The 22,469-nt window shown below is 69.5% G+C and carries 21 protein-coding genes; 7 read left to right on the forward strand and 14 right to left on the reverse strand.

The window, feature by feature from the left end:
* Positions 1-22: 22 nt before the first annotated feature.
* Complete coding sequence (gene glpK, locus IEY88_RS10265; protein ID WP_189154364.1) at positions 23-1,531, reverse strand: glycerol kinase GlpK; 1,509 nt, start codon at positions 1,529-1,531, stop codon at positions 23-25.
* 14 nt (positions 1,532-1,545) lie between these two features.
* Entirely contained in the window at positions 1,546-2,289 is a 744-nt protein-coding gene (locus IEY88_RS10270) for an MIP/aquaporin family protein (protein WP_189154365.1), read from the reverse strand.
* A 332-nt stretch (positions 2,290-2,621) separates the two neighbouring features.
* Between IEY88_RS10270 and IEY88_RS10275 the strand changes: the two genes are divergently transcribed.
* Entirely contained in the window at positions 2,622-4,283 is a 1,662-nt protein-coding gene (locus IEY88_RS10275) for a glycerol-3-phosphate dehydrogenase/oxidase (RefSeq protein ID WP_229693270.1), read from the forward strand.
* Between the two features lie 20 nt (positions 4,284-4,303).
* The gene (locus tag IEY88_RS10280) at positions 4,304-5,737 is read left to right on the forward strand and encodes an alkaline phosphatase D family protein (protein WP_189154367.1); all 1,434 of its coding nucleotides are present in this window, start codon (positions 4,304-4,306) and stop codon (positions 5,735-5,737) included.
* 107 nt (positions 5,738-5,844) lie between these two features.
* Here the strand turns inward: IEY88_RS10280 and IEY88_RS10285 are convergent, their stop codons facing one another.
* The 6 genes from IEY88_RS10285 to IEY88_RS10310 all read right to left on the reverse strand — a co-directional run bounded on the left by IEY88_RS10285 (position 5,845) and on the right by IEY88_RS10310 (position 13,939).
* Positions 5,845-7,122 carry a M20 family metallopeptidase gene (locus IEY88_RS10285; RefSeq protein WP_189154368.1) on the reverse strand — a complete coding sequence of 426 codons (1,278 nt, stop codon included), beginning with the start codon at positions 7,120-7,122 and terminating at the stop codon, positions 5,845-5,847.
* The gene (locus IEY88_RS10290) at positions 7,119-8,291 is read right to left on the reverse strand and encodes a M20 family metallopeptidase (RefSeq protein ID WP_189154369.1); all 1,173 of its coding nucleotides are present in this window, start codon (positions 8,289-8,291) and stop codon (positions 7,119-7,121) included. The genes IEY88_RS10285 and IEY88_RS10290 overlap by 4 nt, the downstream gene beginning before the upstream one ends.
* 204 nt (positions 8,292-8,495) lie before the next feature.
* Positions 8,496-8,789 (reverse strand): hypothetical protein, encoded by a 294-nt coding sequence (locus IEY88_RS10295; RefSeq protein WP_189154370.1) that lies wholly within the window; start codon positions 8,787-8,789, stop codon positions 8,496-8,498.
* Between the two features lie 56 nt (positions 8,790-8,845).
* Positions 8,846-9,838, reverse strand: a complete 993-nt coding sequence (meaB, locus tag IEY88_RS10300) for a methylmalonyl Co-A mutase-associated GTPase MeaB (protein WP_189154371.1) — start codon at positions 9,836-9,838, stop codon at positions 8,846-8,848.
* Positions 9,831-11,969, reverse strand: a complete 2,139-nt coding sequence (scpA, locus tag IEY88_RS10305; RefSeq protein ID WP_189154372.1) for a methylmalonyl-CoA mutase — start codon at positions 11,967-11,969, stop codon at positions 9,831-9,833. Before scpA ends, meaB begins: the two co-directional genes overlap by 8 nt.
* Positions 11,966-13,939, reverse strand: a complete 1,974-nt coding sequence (locus IEY88_RS10310) for a methylmalonyl-CoA mutase family protein (protein WP_189154373.1) — start codon at positions 13,937-13,939, stop codon at positions 11,966-11,968. Before IEY88_RS10310 ends, scpA begins: the two co-directional genes overlap by 4 nt.
* 149 nt (positions 13,940-14,088) lie before the next feature.
* On the opposite strand from IEY88_RS10310, the gene IEY88_RS10315 reads away from it, so the two are divergent.
* The 3 genes from IEY88_RS10315 (at position 14,089) to IEY88_RS10325 (ending at position 18,215) form a co-directional block, all read left to right on the forward strand.
* Entirely contained in the window at positions 14,089-15,726 is a 1,638-nt protein-coding gene (locus IEY88_RS10315; RefSeq protein WP_229693228.1) for a serine/threonine-protein kinase, read from the forward strand.
* A 99-nt stretch (positions 15,727-15,825) separates the two neighbouring features.
* On the forward strand, positions 15,826-16,617 hold the full coding sequence (locus IEY88_RS10320) for a purine-nucleoside phosphorylase (RefSeq protein ID WP_189154375.1): 792 nt from the start codon (positions 15,826-15,828) through the stop codon (positions 16,615-16,617).
* Positions 16,614-18,215: a phospho-sugar mutase gene (locus IEY88_RS10325; protein WP_189154376.1), complete on the forward strand. Its 1,602-nt coding sequence runs from the start codon at positions 16,614-16,616 to the stop codon at positions 18,213-18,215. Before IEY88_RS10320 ends, IEY88_RS10325 begins: the two co-directional genes overlap by 4 nt.
* On the opposite strand, the gene IEY88_RS10330 is transcribed toward IEY88_RS10325, so the two are convergent.
* The gene (locus IEY88_RS10330; protein ID WP_229693229.1) at positions 18,208-18,543 is read right to left on the reverse strand and encodes a hypothetical protein; all 336 of its coding nucleotides are present in this window, start codon (positions 18,541-18,543) and stop codon (positions 18,208-18,210) included. The genes IEY88_RS10325 and IEY88_RS10330 overlap by 8 nt on opposite strands.
* 21 nt (positions 18,544-18,564) lie before the next feature.
* Positions 18,565-19,191: a class I SAM-dependent methyltransferase gene (locus tag IEY88_RS10335; protein WP_229693230.1), complete on the reverse strand. Its 627-nt coding sequence runs from the start codon at positions 19,189-19,191 to the stop codon at positions 18,565-18,567.
* Between the two features lie 19 nt (positions 19,192-19,210).
* On the opposite strand from IEY88_RS10335, the gene IEY88_RS10340 reads away from it, so the two are divergent.
* A complete protein-coding gene (locus tag IEY88_RS10340) occupies positions 19,211-19,663 on the forward strand; it encodes a flavodoxin family protein (RefSeq protein ID WP_189154377.1) in 453 nt (150 codons plus the stop codon).
* 71 nt (positions 19,664-19,734) lie between these two features.
* Here the strand turns inward: IEY88_RS10340 and IEY88_RS10345 are convergent, their stop codons facing one another.
* Genes IEY88_RS10345 through IEY88_RS10360 form a run of 4 tightly spaced genes read right to left on the reverse strand, consistent with a single transcriptional unit; the run spans position 19,735 to position 21,734 of the window.
* On the reverse strand, positions 19,735-20,649 hold the full coding sequence (locus IEY88_RS10345; RefSeq protein WP_189154563.1) for an aldo/keto reductase: 915 nt from the start codon (positions 20,647-20,649) through the stop codon (positions 19,735-19,737).
* A gap of 47 nt (positions 20,650-20,696) precedes the next feature.
* Complete coding sequence (locus tag IEY88_RS10350; RefSeq protein ID WP_189154378.1) at positions 20,697-21,074, reverse strand: MerR family transcriptional regulator; 378 nt, start codon at positions 21,072-21,074, stop codon at positions 20,697-20,699.
* 34 nt (positions 21,075-21,108) lie between these two features.
* Positions 21,109-21,495 carry a type II toxin-antitoxin system death-on-curing family toxin gene (locus IEY88_RS10355; protein ID WP_189154379.1) on the reverse strand — a complete coding sequence of 129 codons (387 nt, stop codon included), beginning with the start codon at positions 21,493-21,495 and terminating at the stop codon, positions 21,109-21,111.
* Between the two features lie 32 nt (positions 21,496-21,527).
* Positions 21,528-21,734 carry a YlcI/YnfO family protein gene (locus IEY88_RS10360; protein ID WP_030478506.1) on the reverse strand — a complete coding sequence of 69 codons (207 nt, stop codon included), beginning with the start codon at positions 21,732-21,734 and terminating at the stop codon, positions 21,528-21,530.
* Between the two features lie 55 nt (positions 21,735-21,789).
* Here IEY88_RS10360 and IEY88_RS10365 point away from each other — a divergent pair, with 55 nt between their 5' ends.
* On the forward strand, positions 21,790-22,389 hold the full coding sequence (locus tag IEY88_RS10365) for a TetR/AcrR family transcriptional regulator (protein ID WP_189154380.1): 600 nt from the start codon (positions 21,790-21,792) through the stop codon (positions 22,387-22,389).
* Positions 22,390-22,469 lie beyond the last annotated feature (80 nt).

Consider the following 22,469-nt stretch of genomic DNA (forward strand, 5'->3'; position numbering starts at 1 on the left):
GGGAAAGCTCCCCTCGGCCACGTCAGTCCTCGACCCAGTCGAAGGTCTTCGACACCGCCTTCTTCCAGTTGGCGTACTCGGACGCGCGGCGGGACTCGTCCATCTGCGGCTCCCACTGCTTGTCCTGCGCCCAGTTCTCGCGGATGTCGTCCTCGGTCTCCCAGAACCCGACCGCGAGACCGGCCGCGTAGGCCGCGCCCAGTGCCGTGGTCTCCGCGACGACCGGCCGGATGACCGGCACGCCGAGGATGTCCGCCTGGAACTGCATCAGCAGCTCGTTCACGACCATGCCGCCGTCGACCTTCAACGCGGTCAGGTCGACGCCCGAGTCGGCGTTCATCGCGTCGAGCACCTCGCGGGTCTGGAAGGCCGTCGCCTCCAGCACGGCCCGCGCGAGGTGGCCCTTGTTGACGAACCGCGTGAGGCCCACGATCGCGCCGCGGGCGTCGGAACGCCAGTACGGGGCGAAGAGGCCCGAGAACGCGGGCACGAAGTACGCGCCGCCGTTGTCCTCCACGGAACGGGCGTGCTCCTCGATCTCGGCCGCGGAGCCGATCATGCCGAGGTTGTCGCGCAGCCACTGCACCAGCGAACCGGTGACGGCGATCGAGCCCTCCAGGGCGTAGACCTGGGGAGCCTCACCGATCTTGTAGCAGACGGTGGTGAGCAACCCGTTCTCGCTCATCACCTTCTCGGTGCCGGTGTTGAGCAGCATGAAGTTGCCGGTGCCGTAGGTGTTCTTGGCCTCGCCGGGCGAGAGGCAGGCCTGGCCGAACGTCGCCGCCTGCTGGTCGCCCAGGATGCCCGCGATCGGCACCCCCGCCAGCGCGCCGCGTTCGCGCACCTGGCCGTAGACCTCCGACGAGGAACGGATCTCCGGCAGCATCGACATGGGAATCCCCATGTCCGAAGCGATCGACGAGTCCCACTGCAGCGTGTCGAGGTCCATCAGCATGGTGCGAGAGGCGTTCGTCGGGTCGGTGACGTGCACACCGCCGTCCACCCCGCCCGTCATGTTCCACAGCACCCACGTGTCCATGTTGCCGAACAGCAGGTCGCCGGCCTCGGCCTTCTCCCGCGCGCCCTCGACGTTGTCGAGGATCCAGCGGACCTTGGGCCCGGAGAAGTAGGTCGCGAGCGGCAGGCCGACCTTGGCGCGGTACCGCTCCTGGCCGCCACCCAGCGCGCCGAGCTCCTGCACGATCTTGTCGGTGCGGGTGTCCTGCCACACGATGGCGTTGTAAACGGGTTCGCCGGTGTTCCTGTCCCACACCAGCGCGGTCTCGCGCTGGTTGGTGATGCCGACCGCGGCGATGTCCGAAGTGGACAGATCGGCCTTCGCGAGCGCGCCCGCGGCGACCTGGCGGGTGTTCTGCCAGACCTCCTTCGGGTCGTGCTCGACCCACCCGGCCTTCGGGAAGATCTGCTCGTGCTCCTTCTGGTCGACCGAGACCACCCGCCCGGAGTGGTCGAAGATCATGCACCGGGTCGACGTGGTGCCCTGGTCGATCGCGGCCACGTACTGCGTCATTGCGGGAAGTCCTTTCAGACCGGGAGAACCAGGAAGAGCAACGCGGCGAGCGCGCCACCCACGAGCGGGCCGACGACGGGGACCCACGAGTAGCCCCAGTTGGCATTGCCCTTGTTGTGGATCGGCATCATGAACGCGTAGGCGATGCGCGGTCCGAGGTCACGTGCCGGGTTGATGGCGTACCCGGTCGGGCCGCCGAGCGACGTGCCGATCACCAGCACGACGAACGCGACACCCGCGTAACCCAGCGCCGAGTTGCCGAACTGCGGCACCCCGTCGGCCGTCTCCTTCGCGCCAGGGGACAGCAGGATCCACGCGACGAGCACGAACGTGCCGATGATCTCGGAGACGAGGTTCCACGGCTTGTTCGGCACGGTCGGCCCGGTGGAGAAGATGCCGAGCGTGTTCTGCGGTTCGTCGTGCGTGTCGAACTGCAGCTTGTAGGTCGCCCAGCAGAGCATCGCGCCGAGAACGGCGCCGACCATCTGCCCGAGGACGTAGAAGGGAACGTCGCCCCACGGGGTCTTGTCCGCGATGGCGAGGCCGAGGGTGACGGCGGGGTTGAGGTGCGCCCCGCTGGGGTTGGCGATGCTGGCGCCGGCGAAGACCGCGAAGGCCCAGCCGATGTTGACGAACAGGAAGCCCGTGCTGTTGCCGAGCGTGTTCTTGAGCACCTGGTTCGCGACGACACCGGTGCCCAGGAGGATGAGGACCGCTGTCCCCAGCGTCTCCCAGACGAAGATCGAGCCTGCACTCATCGTCGACCTCCACTCGTTTGCGGCCAGACAGGACGCGCAAACCCGAGGTCAGGGCCGCGCCGCCCGCCTTCAACGTGCTCGGACGCTATTACCGCGCTGATCAGTTGTCTACGCCGAGCACCTGCTGTCGGGCCGTTTTCGGGCCATTGGGTTCTGGATCGCGCGCCCATCGGCGAAGGCGCGTTGCTGCAGGTAACGTGATCCGCAGTCGTCACAGGGAGGCGTCCGTCGTGGCCACGCGCAAGAACCCAGATGCAGCACCTCGAACCCATGCCGAACCTCCGGTCACCGGCAGACTCGGCCCCGCCGAGCGCGAGGAGTCGTGGCAGCGGCTGGGCTCGGAGACGTTCGACGTCGTGGTGGTCGGCGGTGGTGTGGTCGGCGTCGGTGCGGCGCTCGACGCTGCCACCCGAGGCCTGCGGGTCGCCCTCGTCGAAGCCCGCGACCTGGCGTCCGGCACGTCGAGCCGGTCCTCCAAGCTCTTCCACGGCGGCCTGCGCTACCTGGAGCAGTTGGAGTTCGGTCTGGTCCGCGAGGCACTGCGCGAACGCGAGCTGATGCTCACGCGCATCGCCCCGCACCTGGTGAAACCGGTGGCGCTGCTCTACCCGCTGTCGAACAGGGTCTGGGAGCGCCCGTACACGGCCGCCGGTCTGTTCCTCTACGACACGATGGGCGGCGCCCGGTCCGTGCCGGGGCAGAAGCACCTCACCCGAGCGGGTGCTCAGCGGCTCGTGCCGGCGTTGAAGCGCGACGCGTTGATCGGTGGCATCCGCTACTACGACGCCCAGGCGGACGACGCCCGGCACACGATGATGGTCGGCCGCACCGCCGCCCACTACGGCGCCGTGGTGCGCACGTCGACGCAGGTGATCGGGTTCCTGCGCGAGGCCGACCGGGTGTCCGGCGTGCGGGTGCGCGACGTCGAGGACGGCCGTGAGGTCGACGTGCGGGCGCACGCGGTGATCAACGCGACCGGCGTCTGGACGGACGAGCTGCAACGGCTGAGCGGCTCGCGCGGGCGGTTCCGGGTGCGGGCGTCCAAGGGCGTGCACATCGTCGTTCCACGCGACCGGATCGTCGCCGAGGCCGGGATGATCCTGCGCACCGAGAAGTCCGTGCTGTTCGTCATCCCGTGGCGCAACCACTGGATCGTCGGCACCACCGACACGGACTGGAACCTCGACCTGGCGCACCCCGCGGCCACCAAGCACGACATCGACTACATCCTCGAACACGTGAACTCGGTGCTCGCGACGCCGTTGACGCACGACGACATCGAGGGCGTCTACGCGGGCCTGCGGCCGTTGCTGGCGGGCGAGTCCGACTCGACGTCGAAGCTCTCGCGTGAACACGCGGTGGCTCGTGTGGCCCCCGGCCTGGTCGCGATCGCGGGCGGCAAGTACACGACGTACCGGGTGATGGGTGCGGACGCCGTGGACGCGGCGCACGTCGACCTGCCCGGCCGGATCCAGCCGTCGATCACGGACAAGGTGCCGCTGGTCGGCGCCGACGGCTACCACGCGCTGGTCAACCAGGCCGACCAACTGGCGGCCAAGCACGGCCTGCACCCGTACCGCGTCCGGCACCTGCTGGACCGCTACGGCTCGCTGGTGCACGAGGTGCTGTCGCTGGCGGCGGACAACCCGGAGCTGCTCAAGCCCATCCCAGCTTCACCGGACTACCTGCAGGTCGAGGCGGTGTACGCGGTCTCGCACGAGGGCGCGATGCACCTGGAGGACGTGCTGACCCGGCGCACCCGCATCTCCATCGAGTACGCCCACCGCGGCGTCGACTCGGCGGAGGCGGTGGCCCGGCTCGTCGCGCCGATCCTCGGGTGGGACGAGGACACGATCAAGCGCGAGGTAGAGGTCTACAACGCGCGCGTCGAGGCCGAGCGCGCGTCCCAGACCCAGCCGGACGACCAGGCGGCGGACGCGGTCCGCGCTGCCGCACCGGAAGCACGTGCGCAGTTGACGGAACCCGTGAGCTGACTTCGGGCACTATCGGCCCCATGACTGGGGTCGATCGTCGAACGTTCCTGATCGCGACGGCCGCCGCGGCCGGTGCCACGAGTGTCTCGGGCACCGCTTCGGCGGCCGTTCCTCTCTTCGAGCACGGTGTCGCGTCCGGCGACCCGTTGCCCGACGGCGTCCTGCTGTGGACGCGTGTCGTGACGTCGTCGCCGGTGGAGTGGGAGGCCCCGCGCGACGAGTCCTTCGCACGCATCGCGCGCCGCGGCCGCACCACCACCGGGGCGCACCGCGACCACACCGTGAAGGTCGAGGTGCACGGGCTGAGGCCGGGAACCCGCTACTGGTACCGGTTCCGGGTCGACGGCGTCCTGTCGCCCGTCGGTCGCACGAAGACGGCGCCCACCGACTGCTCGCGCGTGCAGTTCGGCGTGGTCTCCTGCGCCAACTGGATGGCGGGCCACTTCGTCCCGTACGGCTACCTGGCGGACCGCGACAAGCTCGACGCCGTGATCCACCTCGGCGACTACATCTACCCGCACTACGACCCGAAGGTCCGCGACGCGGTGCCGCCGCACGAGATCGTGACGCTGCAGGACTACCGGACCCGGCACGCGATGTACAAGACCGACCAGCACCTGCAACGGCTGCACGCCACGCACCCCATGATCGCGACGTGGGACGACAACGAGTCGGCCGACAACTCGTCCGCGCTGGGAGCCATCGGCCACGACCCCGCGACCGAGGGCCCGTGGGCGGTCCGGCTGGCCGCGGCCACGCAGGCCTACTTCGAGTGGATGCCGATCAGGGAGGGCCTGATCTTCCGGCGGCTGCGGTACGGCGCGCTGGCCGACCTGACGATGCTGGACCTGCGGTCGCACCGGACGCCGGACACGATCATGGGCCGGCTGCAGCGCGACTGGCTGGCGCGGGGCATCTGCGACGGCACGGCCCGGTGGCGACTCGTCGGCACGTCGGTGATGTTCAGCCCGCTCGCGATCCCGCCGAACCCGACGTTCCCGTCGGTCAACACCGACCAGTGGGACGGCTTCCCCGCCGACCGCGAGTTCGTCCTGCGGGCCCTGGAACGGGCGGGGCAGAAGAACGCGGTGTTCCTCACCGGCGACATCCACTCGTCGTGGGCGGTGGACGTGCCGGACGCCGCGAAGACGAAGTCCGTGGCCACCGAGTACATCACCACGTCGGTCACGTCCGACAACTTCGACGAGTTCCAGAACGTGCCGCCACGCACCGGTTCGCTGCAGCTGGAGGCCGGGATCATGGCGTACAACCCGCACGTGAGGTTCGTCGAGTTGGACTCGCACGGCGTCTCGGTGCTCGACGTGACGGCGGAGGAGGTGCGGATGGACTGGTTCTACACGTCGAACCGAACCGACCCGAACGCCACCATCACCAAGGCCCACTCGTGGCGCACCCGCCACGACACCGCCAAAACGGAGAAGGTGCTGCTGTAGGCCTCCGGACAGCCCACGACCCGGACAGCCCACGACCCGGACAGCGCTGTGGCGCGTGCGAATCCGCACGCGCCACAGCACTCCGCTCTGACCGAGAGGGTTCCGCTCTAAGCCAGAGCAGCCAACGCCGTGTGCACCATGACGCGGACGCCGACGAGGAGCGCGCGCTCGTCGAGGTCGAACGTCGGCTGGTGCAGATCGCGCTGCTTCTCCTGGCCGTCCCACACGCCGAGGCGCGCGAACGAACCAGGCACGTGTTCCAGGTACCAGCCGAAGTCCTCACCACCGGAGGACTGCTCGGTGCCCGCGAGCGCGTCGTCACCCAGTGCGGCCTCGATGCCGGCGCGCAGGATCTGGGTGGACTCGCGCTCGTTGACCACCGGCGGCACGCCGCGGCGGTGGTGCAGGTCGAAACCGACGCCGGTCGGGGCCAGCAGACCCGTCACCAGGTCCTTGACCAGCGGCTCCAGCTCGGCCCAGATGTCGCGGTCGCCGGTGCGCAGCGTGCCGCGCACCAGACCGTCCTGCGGCACGGCGTTCGGGGCCTCGCCCGCGTGCACCGCGCCCCACACCAGGACGGTGCCGGAGCGGGGGTCGACGCGGCGCGACAGCATCGTCGGCAGGCCGGTGATGAGCGTGCCGAGGGCGTGCACCAGGTCCGCGGTGAGGTGCGGGCGCGAGGTGTGGCCGCCCGGTGAGGAGAGGCGCACTTCCAACAGGTCGGAGGCCGACGTGATGGCGCCGATCCGCGTGCCGATGCGGCCGACCTGCAGACGCGGGTCGCAGTGCAGGCCGAAGATCCGCTCCACGCCGTCGAGCCCGCCCGCGGCGAGCACGTCGAGCGCACCGCCCGGCATGACCTCCTCGGCCGGCTGGAACACCAGGCGGATGCGGCCGGGCAACTCCGTCGCCGACGCGAGGGCCATCGCGGTGCCGAGCAGGACCGTGGTGTGGGCGTCGTGACCGCACGCGTGCGACACACCGTCCACAGTGGACCCGAACGGGAGGCCGGTGTTCTCGTGCAGCGGCAGGGCGTCCATGTCCGCGCGGAGGGCCACGCAGCGGGAGCCGTGGCCGATGTCGCAGATCAGGCCCGTGCCGCCGGGGAGGATGCGCGGCTTGAGGCCGACCTCGCGCAGCAGCTTCGCGACGAGCTCGGTGGTGTTGTACTCGCGCCGGGAGAGCTCGGGGTTGGCGTGGATGTGGCGGCGCCAGGCGACCACGTCGGCGGCGTGCGCCTTCAGCCAGTCGTCGAGCCACGCGGGGCCGCGGCCTTCTCCGAGATCATCCACACCAGACATGCTCACCCCGGTGGGGCCGACAAGCATCTCAGGGGACGTCTTCACAGTTGAGGAGCCCGAAGGCCGGGAGTCCAGAACCGTCATGCCGCACCTCCGCGGGCCAGCAGCCGTGCGCGCTGCTGGGAATCGGTGGCTGTCGCGATCGTCGTCCAGGCCATGGCAAGTGCTCCGTCGAGGAGCGCACGGTCGGCCGACGCCGAGGCACAGGCGGTCGCGAACTCTAGTTGGTGGTTCACCGCGTCTCCGCAGTCGATGGCGATTGTCGGGTGGATTGCGGGCAACACTCTGGTGACGTTGCCCATGTCGGTGCTCCCGATCTTCTCCCGCTGTTCCTGCTCGGGCGAGAGCGGTCGTCTGCCCAGCTCAGTGGCCGCACGCCGGTAGGCGTCAGCGAGCCACGGATCGGGAGTCAACTCGGCGTAGATCGGCGAGACCTGCACCACCTCATGGGTGCAGCCGGTCGCGAGCGCACCGGCTGAGAAGCAGTCCCGAATTCGGTTCTCCAGGCGCTGCAACGATTCCAGGTTTTCCGCCCTCACGTCGAACATCGCCGATGCGCGGGCGGGTATTACGTTCGGCACGGTACCGCCGTTGGTGACGATGCCGCTCACCATCTGACCGGGCTCGAAGTGCTGCCGCAGCAGACTGATCGACATCTGGGCGATCGTGACCGCGTCCGCGGCGTTGACGCCCAGGTGCGGGGCAGCGGCCGCGTGAGACGGCTTGCCCTTGTAGTGCACCTTGAGATCGGTGATGGCGAGCGATTTGGCGGCACAGGACTCGTACGGCGCCGGGTGCACCATCATCGAGAGCGAGACGTCGTCGAACACGCCTCGTTCCAGCATGAGCACCTTGCCGCCGCCGACCTCCTCGGCCGGGGTCCCGATCACCTTCACGGTGACACCCAGCTGGTCAGCGACGTCACGCAGAGCGAGAGCCGCACCGACCGAAGCCGCGGCGATGACGTTGTGCCCGCACGCGTGCCCGACCTCGGGCAGCGCGTCGTACTCGGCGCACAGACCCAGGACGAGCTCACCGTCGCCGAACGTCGCGACGAACGCGGTGTCGAGGTCAGCCACACCGCGGTCGACCTCGAACCCCTCCTTGACCAGCAAAGAGGCGATCTTCTCGACGCTGCGGTGCTCCTCGAAGGCCAGCTCGGGTTCGGCGTGGATCGAGTGCGACAGGTCCAGCAGCGCGTCCGAGTACCGCTCGACGGTCGAGCGTGTGCTGATCTTCAAGTCGGTACCCATTGGCCACCATCCTGCATCACCCCTTGACGGACGCGGTGCGCTGATGATGATCAACCGGACGGCCGGTCGCAGCGCTGCGCCGAGCGGCGAGCGAGTTTCGGTCTGACCGATCAACGATGACGCAAACGGTCGGGAGACACGCTTAACTTTGGCTATCACGTCCCAGCATGCGAGACGAGCGGTCCCAGTCCAACGGTCAGCGGACTAGCCCTTCTTGGCCGCCCGCTCCTTGCGCCACTTCGCCCACCGCTTCTTGTTGCGGAGGTAGACCAGGGCGAACAGCACCACGGCGATGCCGCCCATCCACAGCTTGCGCTTGGTCTCCTCACGAGCTTCAGGCGACGGCTCCTGCGGCGCGTTCACGTCGGGAGCCGGGTTCACGGTCGTCTGCTGCGCGACCGGCACAGGCGCGTTCGCCGCCTCCTGCGCGGACGCCACACCGGCGATCCCGAGAACGCTCATCAGCGAGAACACGCAGGCCAGCAGCAACCTAGACATGGCCTGAACTGTACCTCGAATACCACGATCGAAGGTCACCCAAACTAGTTAAGTGCCTACCGTGAGTCCGATTGGAACGCCTGCAGAATCTGCTCTGCCGCAAGGGTGGCGGTGAGCTCTCCGAGGCGGACCTTCTCCTCCAGGGAGGGGGCGAGCGAGCGGACGGCGCCGCTCTCGCGCACCTGCCGCCACAGTTCGTCGTGGACCATCATCCAGGTCCAGTCGATCTGCTGACGGCGGCGGCGATCGTCCAGCTCCCCGGCGTCGGTGAGGGTCCGGCGGTGTTCCAGCACGCGGGACCACAGCTCGTCGAGCCCGGTTCCGGTGAGGCCCGAGCACGTGAGCACCGGCGGGTGCCACAGCGCGTCCGGCGGGCGCAGCAGCTTGAGGGCGCCGGCCAGTTCGCGTGCGGCCTTGCGGGCGTCCATCTCGTGCTCGCCGTCGGCCTTGTTGACCGCGATGACGTCCGCGAGCTCCAGGATGCCCTTCTTGATGCCCTGCAGCTGGTCGCCGGTGCGCGCGAGGGTCAGGAACAGCGAGCAGTCCGTCATGTTCGCGACGGCCACCTCGGACTGCCCGACGCCGACGGTCTCGACCAGCACCACGTCGAAGCCCGCGGCCTCGACCAGCACGATCGTCTCGCGGGTCGCCTGCGCGACCCCGCCGAGCGTCCCCGACGTCGGAGAGGGCCGGATGAACGCGTTCTGGTTCACCGACAGCCGTTGCATCCGCGTCTTGTCGCCGAGAATGCTGCCGCCGGTGCGCGTCGAGGACGGGTCGACGGCGAGCACCGCGACCCGGTGGCCCTGCTCGGTCAGCGTGGTGCCGAGGGCGTCGATGAAGGTCGACTTGCCCACGCCGGGCACCCCGGTGATGCCGACGCGGATCGCGGCGCCCGACTTCGGCAGCAGTTCGACCAGCAGCTCCTGGGCCTTGGCCCGGTGCTCGGCGCGTGTCGACTCGACGAGCGTGATGGCCCTGGCCAGCACGCCGCGATCGCCGCCGAGGACGCCTTTCGCGTACTCGGCGACGTCGATGGTCCTAGCCATGGTGTCCGAGCAGGTCCGCGAGCTTCACCAGCAGGTCCTTGGCCGCGTCCGCGATCACGGTGCCGGGCGGGAAGATCGCCGACGCACCCGCCGCGTACAGCTCGTCGAAGTCCTGCGGCGGGATGACGCCACCGACGACGATCATGATGTCCTCGCGGCCGAGCTTCGTGAGTTCTTCTTTGAGTGCGGGGACGAGCGTGAGGTGGCCGGCGGCGAGCGAGGACACGCCGACGATGTGCACGTCGGCCTCGACGGCCTGGCGCGCGACCTCGTCCGGCGTCTGGAACAGCGGGCCGACGTCGACGTCGAAGCCGAGGTCGGCGAACGCGGTGGCGATGACCTTCTGGCCGCGGTCGTGGCCGTCCTGGCCCATCTTCGCGACGAGGATGCGGGGCCGGCGTCCTTCCTCTTCGGCGAAGGCCTCGACGACCTCGCGGCAGGCGTCCACGTTGGACACTGAGCCGACCTCCTGCCGGTAGACGCCTGTGATGGTGCGGATCTGGGCGCTGTGCCGACCCCAGACCTTGCCGAGCGACTCGGAGATCTCGCCGACGGTGGCCTTGGCGCGGGCGGCGTTGATCGCCAGCTCCAGCAGGTTGCCCTCGCCGCTCGTCGCCGCGTTCGTCAGGGCGTCGAGCGCACCGTCCACTGCGGACTGATCGCGTTCTTCCTTGAGTCTGCGCAGCTTTTCCAGCTGCTGGGCGCGGACTCCGGCGTTGTCGACCTTGAGGACGTCGATCTGCTCGTCATTGGTGACGAGGTACTTGTTGACGCCGATGACGGGCTGACGTCCGGAGTCGATGCGCGCTTGGGTTCTCGCGGCGGCTTCTTCGATGCGCAGCTTCGGGATGCCCTCGTCGATGGCGCGGGCCATGCCGCCGGCCGCCTCGACCTCGGTGATGTGCTCCCAGGCCTTGGCCGCGAGTTCCGCAGTGAGGCGTTCGACGTAGGCGCTGCCACCCCACGGGTCGATGACGCGCGTGGTGCCGGATTCCTGCTGCAGCAGCAGCTGCGTGTTGCGGGCGATGCGCGCGGAGAAGTCGGTGGGCAGAGCGAGGGCTTCGTCGAGTGCGTTGGTGTGCAACGACTGCGTGTGCCCCTGCGTCGCCGCCATCGCTTCGACGCACGTGCGCGCGACGTTGTTGAACACGTCTTGGGCGGTGAGGGACCAGCCGGACGTCTGGCAGTGCGTGCGCAGGCTCAGGGACTTCTGCGACTTCGGCTCGAAGCCGTTGACCAGCTTGGCCCAGAGCAGCCGCGCCGCCCGCATCTTCGCGATCTCCATGAAGTAGTTCATGCCGATCGCCCAGAAGAAGCTCAGCCGCGGCGCGAACTTGTCGACGTCCAGCCCGGCCTCCTTGCCGGCGCGGATGTACTCGACACCGTCCGCGAGCGTGTACGCCAGCTCCAGGTCGGCCGTCGCCCCTGCCTCCTGCATGTGGTAACCGGAGATGGAGATGGAGTTGTACTTGGGCATGTGCTGGCTCGTGTAGCTGAAGATGTCGGAGATGATCCGCATCGACTGCTTCGGCGGGTAGATGTAGGTGTTGCGGACCATGAACTCCTTGAGGATGTCGTTCTGGATCGTCCCCATGAGCTGCTCCGGCTTCACCCCCTGCTCCTCCGCCGCGACCACGAAGAGCGCGAGGATCGGCAGCACCGCGCCGTTCATCGTCATCGACACCGACATCTTGTCGAGCGGGATACCGTCGAACAGCGTGCGCATGTCGTAGATGGAGTCGATCGCCACGCCGGCCATGCCGACGTCACCTGCTACCCGCGGGTGGTCCGAGTCGTAGCCGCGGTGGGTGGCGAGGTCGAACGCCACTGAGAGCCCCTTCTGGCCCGCCGCGAGGTTGCGGCGGTAGAAGGCGTTCGACTCCTCGGCGGTGGAGAAGCCCGCGTACTGGCGGACGGTCCACGGCTGGTTGACGTACATCGTCGGGTACGGGCCGCGCAGGAACGGCGCGACGCCGGGGTAGGTCTGCAGGAAGTCGAGGCCGTCGGTGTCCTGCGGCCCGTAGACCGGCTTGACCGCGATGCCCTCCGGCGTCTCCCACGGGGGCAGGTCGGTCTCGTACTTCGCCTGCGGGGTGGGGCCGAGGTCGATGTCCGCGAAGTTGGGGATCATCGCTCCACTCCCAGAAACGCGTAGGTGTTGGTCAGGATTTCCAGCGCAGGGCAGCCCGTGAAGACGAAGCCGTCGACTTCCGCGTCGGTCTTCTTGCCCGCGAGGAGTACCCGCTCGGCACCGGCCTGACGCAGCGCCTCGACGGTGGCGACGGCCTGGTCGGCGTAGCTGGTGTCGCTGCCGCAGAGGACCGCGACCCTCGCGCCGGACTCCGTGAACTTCTCGGCCACCTCGTCGGCGGTTTTGGTCGGGCCGGCGTTGGGGGTGGCGAAGCCGCCGGCGTTGAAGAGGTTGGCGGCGAAGGTGGCGCGGGCGGTGTGGGCGGCGACCGGGCCGAGGGTGGCGAGGAAGACCTGGGGACGTTCGGGCTGGGCGTCGGCGAGGTCGCGCAGCTCCTCGAAGGCCTGTGCATAACGCACCCGCGGCAGCCCGAAACTGTCAGACCTGCCTGAGAAACTTGGGATGGGGGGTGGATCCCTCCAGGGGGCCTGCGAGTCGGAATCGATTCCGGGGGCGGGCTCGGCACTGGCTGCGGGCACGGCACCAGCTAGCCGCTCGGCACTGGCCGCAGGCACGGCACCAGCCACCGGCCCGGCAACGGGCGCAGGCTCGGCAAGAAGCGCAGGCTCAGCGCTGGCCGCCGGCTCGGCGAGAGACGCGGACCCGGCATCGGCCACCGGCTCGACAACAGGCACGGGTCCGGCACCACCCGGCCCGGCAACGGGCACAGGCTCGCGCACCACCGGCTTCTCCCCGAGGTTCGGGAACTCGCTCACCCCCGTGATCGGGTCGCTCCGATCCGCCAGCCGAGCCGACCGCGCCGCCCACGTGGCAGCGATCCGCGACGCCACCAGCGCCCCAGCCGCAGCAATCCCCCCGGCCCGCTCGATCTCCTGGAACCAAGCCCAGGCCGCCCGAGCCAGCGAGTCCGTCAGCTGCTCCACGTACCAGGACCCGGCGGCAGGATCGATCACCTCACCGAGGTGCGACTCCTCCAGCAACAGGTTCTGCGTGTTGCGCGCGATCCGCCGCGCGAACTCGTCCGGCAAGCCAAGAGCAGCGTCGAAAGGCTGCACGGTCACCGAATCCGCCCCGCCGAGACCGGCGGCCAAAGTCGCGATCGTCGTGCGCAGCATGTTCACCCACGGGTCGCGGCGGGTCATCATCGCCGACGACGTCACGGCGTGCTGCACCTGAACCGCGTCGACCCCGGACACCTCGGCCACCCGCGCCCACAACCGGCGAGCGGCGCGCAGCTTCGCGATCGTCATGAACTGGTCGGCCGTCGCGGCGTAGCGGAACTCCAGCTGCGCGAAAGCCGAACCGACCGGCAGGCCAGCCTCGGTCAAGGCGCGCAGGTACGACACCGCCAGCGCGAGAGAGGCGCCCAGTTCCTCGGAGTCGGAGCCGCCGGCGTCGTGAAACGGCAGCGCGTCCACCATTACGGTCCGAAGCCCCGGAAAAGCTGAGTGGGCCTGCTTGATGACGTCCAGCGCGTCACCGAAAGGTGTGAGAGCCAGGTTGCCGCGCACTTCGGATGCCAGCACCGGCGCCTGGTCGTAGATCCGCAGCATCGCGCGCGCCGCGTCCACCGAGCCGTCCAGCACGATCGGTGCGAGGTCGAGGTAGACGCCTTCCAGCAACCGTTCGAGTGACGCGGCCGGCACGGCGAGCCAGAGGGAGGTGACGCCGCCTTCCAGGTCGTTCATCAGGGCGACCGGATCGGGAACGGCGTGGCGCTGCCGGACGTCCCAGCCCTGCTTCACCGGGGCGAGCGCGTACGGCTCGAGGGCGTCGTCGAGGGTGTAGAGCGGCTGGAGCTCGATGCCGTCGTACGTCTTCGTGACCAGCGAGTCGAAGCTCGCGCCGGTCTTGCGGAGGACGGCGTCGACCAGCTCACGCCACTGTTCCCTCGACGCCGAGGGGAACTCGTTCGGGCGGAATTCGGCGGTCAATGCCAACTCCATCATGCGTTGCAGTGTTACCGACCGGTACCGACACGGCTATGTGAGGTTCACCGCCGTTAACGATGCAGTCGGGGTCCGACGGGGAGAGTGTCCCCGACCGCGGCCGGCGGGACCAAAGAAGTGCACCCCGATCTGTCAGGAAGAATGGGAACGTGGAGAACGTTGGCCAGGATCGCTTGATCGCGGCTCGGTACCGGCTGCTGCACCTGCTGGGTCAGGGCTCGATGGGCACGGTCTGGGCCGCCCACGACGAGGTGCTCCGCCGCCAGGTCGCGGTCAAGGGGATCCTCCGGCCGCCCGGCATGCCCGACGCCGAGGCCGAGCAGTTGCGCGAACGGACGATGCGCGAGGCACGTGCCGTCGCCGCGCTCTCCCACCCGAACCTCGTGACGCTCTACGACGTCGTGCAGCACGAAGGCGACCCGTACGTCGTGATGGAGATCGTGCCGTCACGCAGCCTCGGCGAGGTGCTGCAGGAACAGGGCTGCCTCACCGAGAAGCAGGGCGCTGCGGTGCTGGACGCGATCGCGGCGGCGCTGGCCTCGGCGCACCGGGCCGGCATCACGCACCGCGACGTGAAGCCCGGCAACGTGCTCATCGCGGACGACGGCCGCGTCAAGCTCACCGACTTCGGCATCGCGCGCAACGTCGCCGAGGCCACCATGACCGCGCGCGGCATCACGCTCGGCACGCCCGCCTACATCGCGCCCGAGGTGGCGCAGGGCGGGGACGTGTCGGCGGCCGCGGACAGGTGGTCGCTGGGCGCGACGATGTGGGCCGCGATGGCCGGCGAACCGCCGTACGTGGGCAAGAACGTCATGCAAACGATCAACGCGGTGATCAACGGCGACGTCCCGGTGCCCGCGGGCGCCGGTCGGCTGGCACCGGTGATCAGCGGTTTGATGCGCAAGGACCCGACCGAACGGCTGTCGCTCGTCGACGTGCGCAAGCAGGTCTACCCGCTGCTGCCGGAGCCGGGCACGGACGCGTTCGAGATCCGCGAGTCGGTGCAGGTGCCGATCGTCGTGCGCCCCAAGCCGAAGATCGAACCGGACGCGCCGCTGGCCGACGACCCGGGCCCGCTGCCGTTCCTCGTGACGAGGCCGACCGCTCCCCCTGCCCGCCGAGGCCGGGTGGCCACGGCGTTCGTGCTGGTCGCGGCCGCACTGCTGTTCATCGCGGGCTCGGGCGGAGGGTTCGCGCTGACCAGGTACGCCGCGGGAGCGTCCCTGCTGCCGCCGACCGAGCAGACGCTGCCCACCCTGCCGACCCTGCCCACCTCGGCGACGCTCGAGCCCCGCACCGCGTCGGCCGTGCTGGCGAACGGCGAGCAGGGCGGCAAGTTCACGCTGCACGTCGAGAAGAGCTGGTCCACCTACGCCGAGCAGCGCGCGGGCGACCAGCGGTTGCCGGCCTCGGCGATGGTGCACTTCGTGTCCGGGAGCGGCGCGTACGAGGTGACGGTGCAGCGGTTCCCCGAGTACTACCCGAAGCGCGACATCAAGCTGTACACCGCGGGGGTGCAGGGGCGCTGGCCCGGCAGGTTCTTCGGCGGCGAGATGGTGCCGACGCCGGACCTGGCGGGGCCGCGCAAGGAGGCCAGCGTCCAGTTCATCTACAAGACGGTCGAGGGCGACGAACCCACGGCGCTGCGCCGGTCGCACTTCTCCCGCGTGCTGCCCTACGGCAACGACCTGTGGGTGGTGGAGGTCGTGGTGCCGACCGAGCAGGAGGACGAGGCGAGAGCCCGCCTCTTCGATGCGATCGCCTCCACCTTCGCCCCGGTGTAAGCCGTGTCCCGAGGGTCCGTCAGCGATAGCCGCGCCCGAGAGGGTTTCGGACGTGACTCTCATCGGACAGACCCTCAGGACACGGCTTAAGCTCTCGCGGTGACTCCAGAAGAGCTGGCCGGCAAGGCCGCGGAAGAGATCCAGAGCCGCACCGGCAACGAGAAGCACGACATCGCCATCGTGCTGGGCTCCGGCTGGCGACCCGCCGCCGACGTGATCGGCGAACCGGTCACCGAGATTCCGGTGGGCGAGCTGACGGGCTTCGAGGCGCCGACCGCGCTCGGCCACGGCGGCACCATCCGTTCCGTCGAGGTCGGTGGCAAGAAGGTCCTCGTCGTCCTCGGCCGCACCCACGGCTACGAGGGCAAGGGCGTCCAGAAGGTCGTGCACGCCGTGCGCACCGTGGCTGCCGCGGGCGTGTCGAGCGTCGTGCTGACGAACGCGGCCGGTGGGCTGCGGCAGGGCATGTCCGTCGGGCAGCCGGTGCTGATCTCCGACCACCTCAACCTGACCGCGGTGTCGCCGCTGGTCGGCGCGCGGTTCGTGGACCTCACGGACCTGTACTCGCCGCGGCTGCGCAAGGTCGCGCAGGAGATCGACTCCTCGCTGGAGGAGGGCGTGTACGCGGGGCTGCCGGGGCCGCACTTCGAGACGCCCGCCGAGATCCGGATGCTGCGCACGATGGGCGCGGACCTGGTCGGCATGTCGACGGTGCACGAGGCGATCGCCGCGCGGGCCGAGGGCGTCGAGGTGTTCGGGTTGTCGCTGGTCACGAACCTCGCGGCGGGCATCACCGGTGAGCCGCTGAACCACCAGGAGGTGCTGGAGGCCGGTGCCGCCGCCGCTCAGCGCATGGGCACGCTGCTGCGCGAGCTGGTGGACAGGGCATGAGCCTGACGCCGGCCCTGCGCGACGCGACGTTCCGGTGGATCGCCGACGACCCGTCCGACGCGACGCGCACCGAACTGCAGGGCGTGCTGGCGCGGGCGATGGGCGGCGACGCCGGCGCGTTGGAGGACCTCGAAGACCGCATGGCCGGTCCGCTGACGTTCGGCACTGCCGGGCTGCGCGGGCCGGTGCGGGCGGGCACGAACGGCATGAACGTCGCCACGGTGGTCCGCACGACCGCCGGGGTGGCGGCGTGGCTCGGGTCCCCCGGGCTGGTGTTCGTCGGGCGCGACGCGCGGCACGGCTCGGAGGAGTTCGCCACCGCGGCGGCCGAGGTGATGGCGGCCGCGGGGTTCGACGTGCGGGTGCTGCCGGGGCCGTTGCCGACGCCGGTGCTTGCCTACCTCGTGCGCGCACATGGTGCGGTGGCGGGGATCCAGATCACCGCGTCGCACAACCCGCCCGCCGACAACGGGTACAAGCTCTACCTGACCGGTGGATCGCAGATCGTGCCGCCTTCGGACGGTGAGATCGAGAAGGCGATCGAGGCGGTGCCGGCCGCGGTGTCGGTGCCCCGGAACTTCACCTACACCACGGTGTCCGACGCCGAGGTGGACGCGTACCTGGATCAGGTGGCGTCGCTGCCGCGCGGGAACTCGCGGGAGCTGAAGATCGCGCTGACGCCGATGCACGGCGTGGGCGGCGCGTTCGCCGTGGAAGCGTTGCGGCGCGCGGGTTTCACCGACGTGCACGTGGTGCGGTCGCAGGCGGTGCCGGATCCGGACTTCCCGACCGTGGTGTTCCCGAACCCGGAGGAGCCCGGCGCGTCCGACGAGCTGCTCGCCCTTGCGGCGTCGGTGGACGCGGACCTGGCCATCGCGCTGGACCCGGACGCGGACCGGTGCGCGCTGGGCGTTCGCGACGGCGACACGTGGCGGATGCTGCGCGGCGACGAGACGGGCGTGCTGCTCGGCTCGCTCGTGCTGTCGACTACGGAGTCCACGGATCCGTTGGTGGCAACGACGATCGTGTCGTCGTCGCTGCTGAAGTCGATCGCGGCCGCGCACGGTGCCCGGTACGCGGAGACCCTCACGGGCTTCAAGTGGCTGGCACGCGCGGGCGAGGGCTTGGTGTTCGCCTACGAGGAAGCGCTCGGCAACTGCGTCGACCCGGAGCACGTCGCCGACAAGGACGGCATCTCGGCCGCCGTCGTCGCCGCTGACCTGGCCGCCGGGCTGAAGGCGTCCGGGCGCACGTTGCTGGACGCGCTGGACCAGCTCGCGGCGGACCACGGCCTGCACCTGACGGACCAGGTCTCCTTGCGGTACACCGATCTGAGTCTGATCGGCGCCACGATGGCCCGCCTGCGCGCGAACCCGCCGGCGGACTTCGCGTCCGAGGACCTGCTGCCCGGCGCGGACGTGCTGCGCTGGACGGCCGGCGGGATGCGCGTGATCGTGCGCCCGTCCGGCACCGAACCGAAGCTCAAGGCGTACCTCGAGGTCGTCGAGCCGGTCACGGACGGACTGGAGTCCGCCCGTGCGTCAGGCCGGGCCCGGCTGGCTGAACTGCGTGAACGGGTGACCGCGCTCGTCAGCTAGCGACAGCGATCGCGAGGCACAGCGCGGCCAGGACAAAACCCCCGCCGGCCACGAAGTAGGCCCTTCTGGTCGGCGGGGACACCGCGTTGCGGCGCCCCTCGGTGACCGCCGCGACGGCGATCCGCCCGAAGATGTACGCGATCGCGCAGAGCCCCACACCGAGTCCGAACAACATCGTGTTGACGTCCCACGGGCTGTGGTCGAACCCCGGCCACACGGACGCGAACAGAGGTCCGATCCCGATCATCCCGATCGCGACGGCAAGGCCGAAACCCCAGGTGATGCGGCGCTGACGAGGACTGGTGTGCATTAGGGCGGTGGTCTTCATGGTCCCTCCTGTGTACACCTTTCAGGACGCGCTTCCGGCAGCAGGGTTCCGTTTGCTCATCAACAAGAAAGCCTGCGGCCCGCCTTCGTCCACACCCTTCTGACGTTGCAACCGTGCCACTTCGTTGAACCCGGCCTCGGTCGCGTTGGTCACGAGTTCGTCGATGTCGTGCCAGTGGACGTGGAGGTCCACGTCGTGGCCGTACGCGTAGGTCAGGCGTTTCTGCTGGTCACCCAGTTTGAAGGCGTGCAACAGGTGTCCGCCAGGCCTGAGGACCCGGAAGAACTCCTGCCACGGCACGTCTCGGGCGGGCATGTGGACCGTGGAGTACCAGACGACGGCGCCGCCGAGGCTGTCGTCCTCCAGGTCCAGGTTCGTCATGTCGCCCTGGGTGAACGTGAGGTGCGGGTACAGCTTTCTCGCCTGGTCGAGCATGCCGTCGGAGAGGTCGACGCCTGAGGCGTCGAGGCCCAGTTCGTGGAGGTGCTGGGTGATGCGGCCGGTTCCGCAGCCGATGTCCGCCACCGGGCCCTCCGTGAGCTCGGCGAACGCGCGCATGATCGCGGCGTCGAGCGGGCGGCCGTCGTGCGCGTCCGGGATGAGGCGGGCGTAGTCAGCGGCGACGAGGTCGTAGGAGGCGCGGGTCACGGACGTTATGTTGCTCGGCGTGTCCAGGTTGTTGATCGTCCACCACACGCCGTCGCCCGCTCTCCAGGCGATGTTCGAGGCCGTGCTCGCCGGCGCCTCCACTCCCGAGATCGAGGGCGTCGAACTCGTCCGCCGTGCCGCGTTGTCCACAACCGCTGTGGATGTCCTGGAGGCCGACGGCTACCTGCTGGGCACGCCCGCGAACCTCGGCTACATGAGCGGCGCGTTGAAGCACTTCTTCGACACCGTCTACTACCCGTGTCTCGATTCCACGCGTGGCCGGCCGTTCGGGCTTTACGTGCACGGCAACAACGACACGACCGGGGCGGTGCGCAGCGTGGAGACCGCCACGACCGGGTTGGGCTGGGAGAAGGCGGCGCAGCACGTGGTCGTCACGGGTGAGCCGGCCAAGACCGATCTCCAGGCGTGCTGGGAGCTCGGGGCCACCGTTGCGGCCCAGTTGTCCACATGAATCCCAGGGTTGTCCACAGCCTGTTGTCCCCAACCTGTGGACAACTCTGGGGATAGATTCGAACGTATGTTCTAACGCCCGATCGAGCTCATGTCGGGGTACCGGTCACCGGCCACGGCCGACGCGGGCACGGCCGCCTCGATCGCGGCGAGGTCGTCGTCGGACAGCTCCAGCGAGGCCGCCGCGACATTCTCCTCCAGGTACTTGATCCGCTTGGTGCCCGGGATCGGCACGACGTCGGACCCGCGGTGCTGCACCCACGCCAGGGCCAGCTGGCCAGCGGTGACCCCGCGGGCCTCGGCCAGCGCGCGGAGCTCGGCGACCATCTTCAGGTTCGCGTCGAGGTTGTCCCCCGAGAACCGCGGGTTCACGGCCCGGAAGTCGCCCTTGCCGAAGTCGGCGGAGGACGCGAACCGGCCGGTCAGGACGCCGCGGCCGAGCGGTGAGTACGGCACGAGGCCGATGCCCAGCTCACGGGCGGTCGGCACGATCTCGGCCTCGATGTCCCGCGACCACAGCGACCACTCGCTCTGCAGCGCCGTGATCGGGTGCACGGCGTGCGCGCGGCGCAGGGTCTCCGCGCCTGCCTCGGACAGGCCCAGGTGGCGCACCTTGCCCTCGGTCACCAGCTCGGCCATCGCGCCGACGGTCTCCTCGATGGGCGTGTCCGCCGGCACCCGGTGCAGGTAGTACAGGTCGATCACGTCGGTGCCGAGCCTCTTCAGAGAGCCCTCGACCGAGGCGCGCACGTACTCGCGGTCACCGCGGATCGAACGGCCTCCGCCGTCGCGCACGATGCCGAACTTCGTGGCCAGCACGACGTCGGAACGGCGGTCGGCGATCGCGCGGCCGACCAGTTCCTCGTTCACGTGCGGCCCGTACATGTCGGCCGTGTCGAGCAGCGTGACGCCGAGCTCGAGGGCCCGGTGGATCACCGCGACCGACTCCGCCTCGTCGCCGGCGCCGTAGAACTCCGACATTCCCATGCAGCCGAGGCCCTGCGGCCCGACCTGCAACGATCCCAATGAACGGCTCACGCCGTCGCCTCCAAGTCGCGCTCGACCACCGCGTAGTGGTCGATCTTGTAGTCGAGCACCTCGAGGGACGTCTGCAGCTCCGCGATGCGGGCGCGGACGTCGTTGCGGTGCTCGACGAGGATCTGCTTGCGGCGGCCTGCCGTCAGGTCGCCGCGGTGTCGCAGCTGCGCGAACTCGCGCATCATGCGGATCGGCATGCCGGTCGTGCGCAGGCGCGTCACGAAGGCCAGCCAGCCGAGGTCTGCTTCCGAGTAGCTGCGACGGCCGCCCGAGTCCCGCGCGGGCGGGTCGACGAGCCCGATTCGTTCGTAGTAGCGCAGGGTGTCGATGGACAACCCACTGCGCTGCGCGGCTTGGGCTATCGAGTAACTCACGGACTCGACGCTAAGACCTGGAGTGCACTCTAGGTCAAGCGGAATCCTTCGAGATTCCCCACGCTTCGAGATGACCGGCCATCTCCGCCACGTCGATCTTGTCGCGGCCGAGCGCGCGCACGAGGTCCAGCGCGTCGTCCTCGGCGGCGTCGATCCAGTAGCCGTTGATGTCGCACATCGTGACGGCCGCGACCCAGGCGAGCCGCCAGTTGCCCTCGACGAGAGGGCGGGTGCGGACGATGGAATCGAGCAGAGCGGAGGACTTCAGCCACAGCGTGTCGTAGGCCTCCACGCCGAGCACGGTCGCACGGGGACGATAAGCCGCCGTGTCCAGCAGGCCGATGTCCCGGACGAGGAGATCGCCACCGGTCACGGCCGTGGCCAGCACCAAGAGGTCCCCGGCGTCGAGGTAGGAGATCACGGCACCCAGTTGATCACAGAGGTCTGACAGTTTCAGGAAGAACCGAGCCTATCCAAAAGACCTCGGTACTTGGGCAGAACCCGGCCAAGTACCTCGCCGAGCTTCTCCTCCTGCTGCATGCGCTGGTAACGGTCCGCGATCGCCAGCCGCACGACCTCCTGCTTCGAGCGACCCTCGGACTGCGCCAGCTCAGCGAGCCGCAGGTTCTCCTCCTCGGTCAACCGCAAGGTCATCGCCATGCCGCGACGGTATCAACCTGATACCACTGCGGCCAGCGGCCGTTAGGATTGCGTGGTGCCCAGGCCCAAGACCCACGACGACGCTCTGCGACGGCGTCTGCTCGAACGAGCGGGCGAACTGCTGAGCACCGAGGGCCCGGCCGCGGTCAGCCTGCGCAAGATCGCCACCGACGTCAACACGTCGACCACGGCGGTCTATTCCCTCTTCGGCGGAAAACCGGCGCTGCTCGAAGCGCTCTACGACGAGGCGTTCACGCAGTTCGGCACGAGCCTCGCGGCGGTGCCCGTCACGGACGACCCTGCGGAGGACCTGCTGCGGATCGGGCTCGCGTACCGGCGCAGCGCGCTGGAGGACCCGCAGTTCTACTCGGTGCTCTACTCGAAGGTCGTCGAACCGACGAAGGAGATGAGCCGCGCGGCGGGCAGGACGTTCGCGCCGGTGATCAACGCGGTGCGGCGCGCGGTGGAGCAGGGGGTCTACCTCGCCGAGGACCCCGAGCAGATCGCGATGTCGATGTGGGGCGTCGCGCACGGCCTGGTGAGCCTGGAGCTCAACGGGAACCTGCCGCCCGGCGTCGACGCGGCCGCCACGTACGAACTGGCGTTGCGCGCGCACGGCAGGGGCTGGCGGACGGAGCCCGGGAAAACCCTGTGAGCACCACGGAATCCGGGGAGGCGGCCGCCGCGAAACCTCCCCGGACCCGCTGAACTGTCCGGTTAGGACAGTCCGTCTCG

It is taken from the genome of Lentzea pudingi, from assembly GCF_014646255.1.
Classification (GTDB): domain Bacteria; phylum Actinomycetota; class Actinomycetes; order Mycobacteriales; family Pseudonocardiaceae; genus Lentzea; species Lentzea pudingi.

Coding starts and splice junctions, on each gene's coding strand:
- meaB (WP_189154371.1), bottom strand. CDS start 9,838: ATGGCTAGGACCATCGACGTCGCCGAGTACGCGAAAGGCGTCCTCGGC.
- IEY88_RS10295 (WP_189154370.1), bottom strand. CDS start 8,789: ATGTCTAGGTTGCTGCTGGCCTGCGTGTTCTCGCTGATGAGCGTTCTC.
- IEY88_RS10270 (WP_189154365.1), bottom strand. CDS start 2,289: ATGAGTGCAGGCTCGATCTTCGTCTGGGAGACGCTGGGGACAGCGGTC.
- IEY88_RS10290 (WP_189154369.1), bottom strand. CDS start 8,291: ATGGGTACCGACTTGAAGATCAGCACACGCTCGACCGTCGAGCGGTAC.
- IEY88_RS10280 (WP_189154367.1), top strand. CDS start 4,304: ATGACTGGGGTCGATCGTCGAACGTTCCTGATCGCGACGGCCGCCGCG.
- IEY88_RS10285 (WP_189154368.1), bottom strand. CDS start 7,122: ATGACGGTTCTGGACTCCCGGCCTTCGGGCTCCTCAACTGTGAAGACG.
- scpA (WP_189154372.1), bottom strand. CDS start 11,969: ATGATCCCCAACTTCGCGGACATCGACCTCGGCCCCACCCCGCAGGCG.
- IEY88_RS10310 (WP_189154373.1), bottom strand. CDS start 13,939: ATGATGGAGTTGGCATTGACCGCCGAATTCCGCCCGAACGAGTTCCCC.
- IEY88_RS10330 (WP_229693229.1), bottom strand. CDS start 18,543: ATGAAGACCACCGCCCTAATGCACACCAGTCCTCGTCAGCGCCGCATC.
- IEY88_RS10360 (WP_030478506.1), bottom strand. CDS start 21,734: ATGGCGATGACCTTGCGGTTGACCGAGGAGGAGAACCTGCGGCTCGCT.
- IEY88_RS10345 (WP_189154563.1), bottom strand. CDS start 20,649: ATGGGAATGTCGGAGTTCTACGGCGCCGGCGACGAGGCGGAGTCGGTC.
- IEY88_RS10325 (WP_189154376.1), top strand. CDS start 16,614: ATGAGCCTGACGCCGGCCCTGCGCGACGCGACGTTCCGGTGGATCGCC.
- glpK (WP_189154364.1), bottom strand. CDS start 1,531: ATGACGCAGTACGTGGCCGCGATCGACCAGGGCACCACGTCGACCCGG.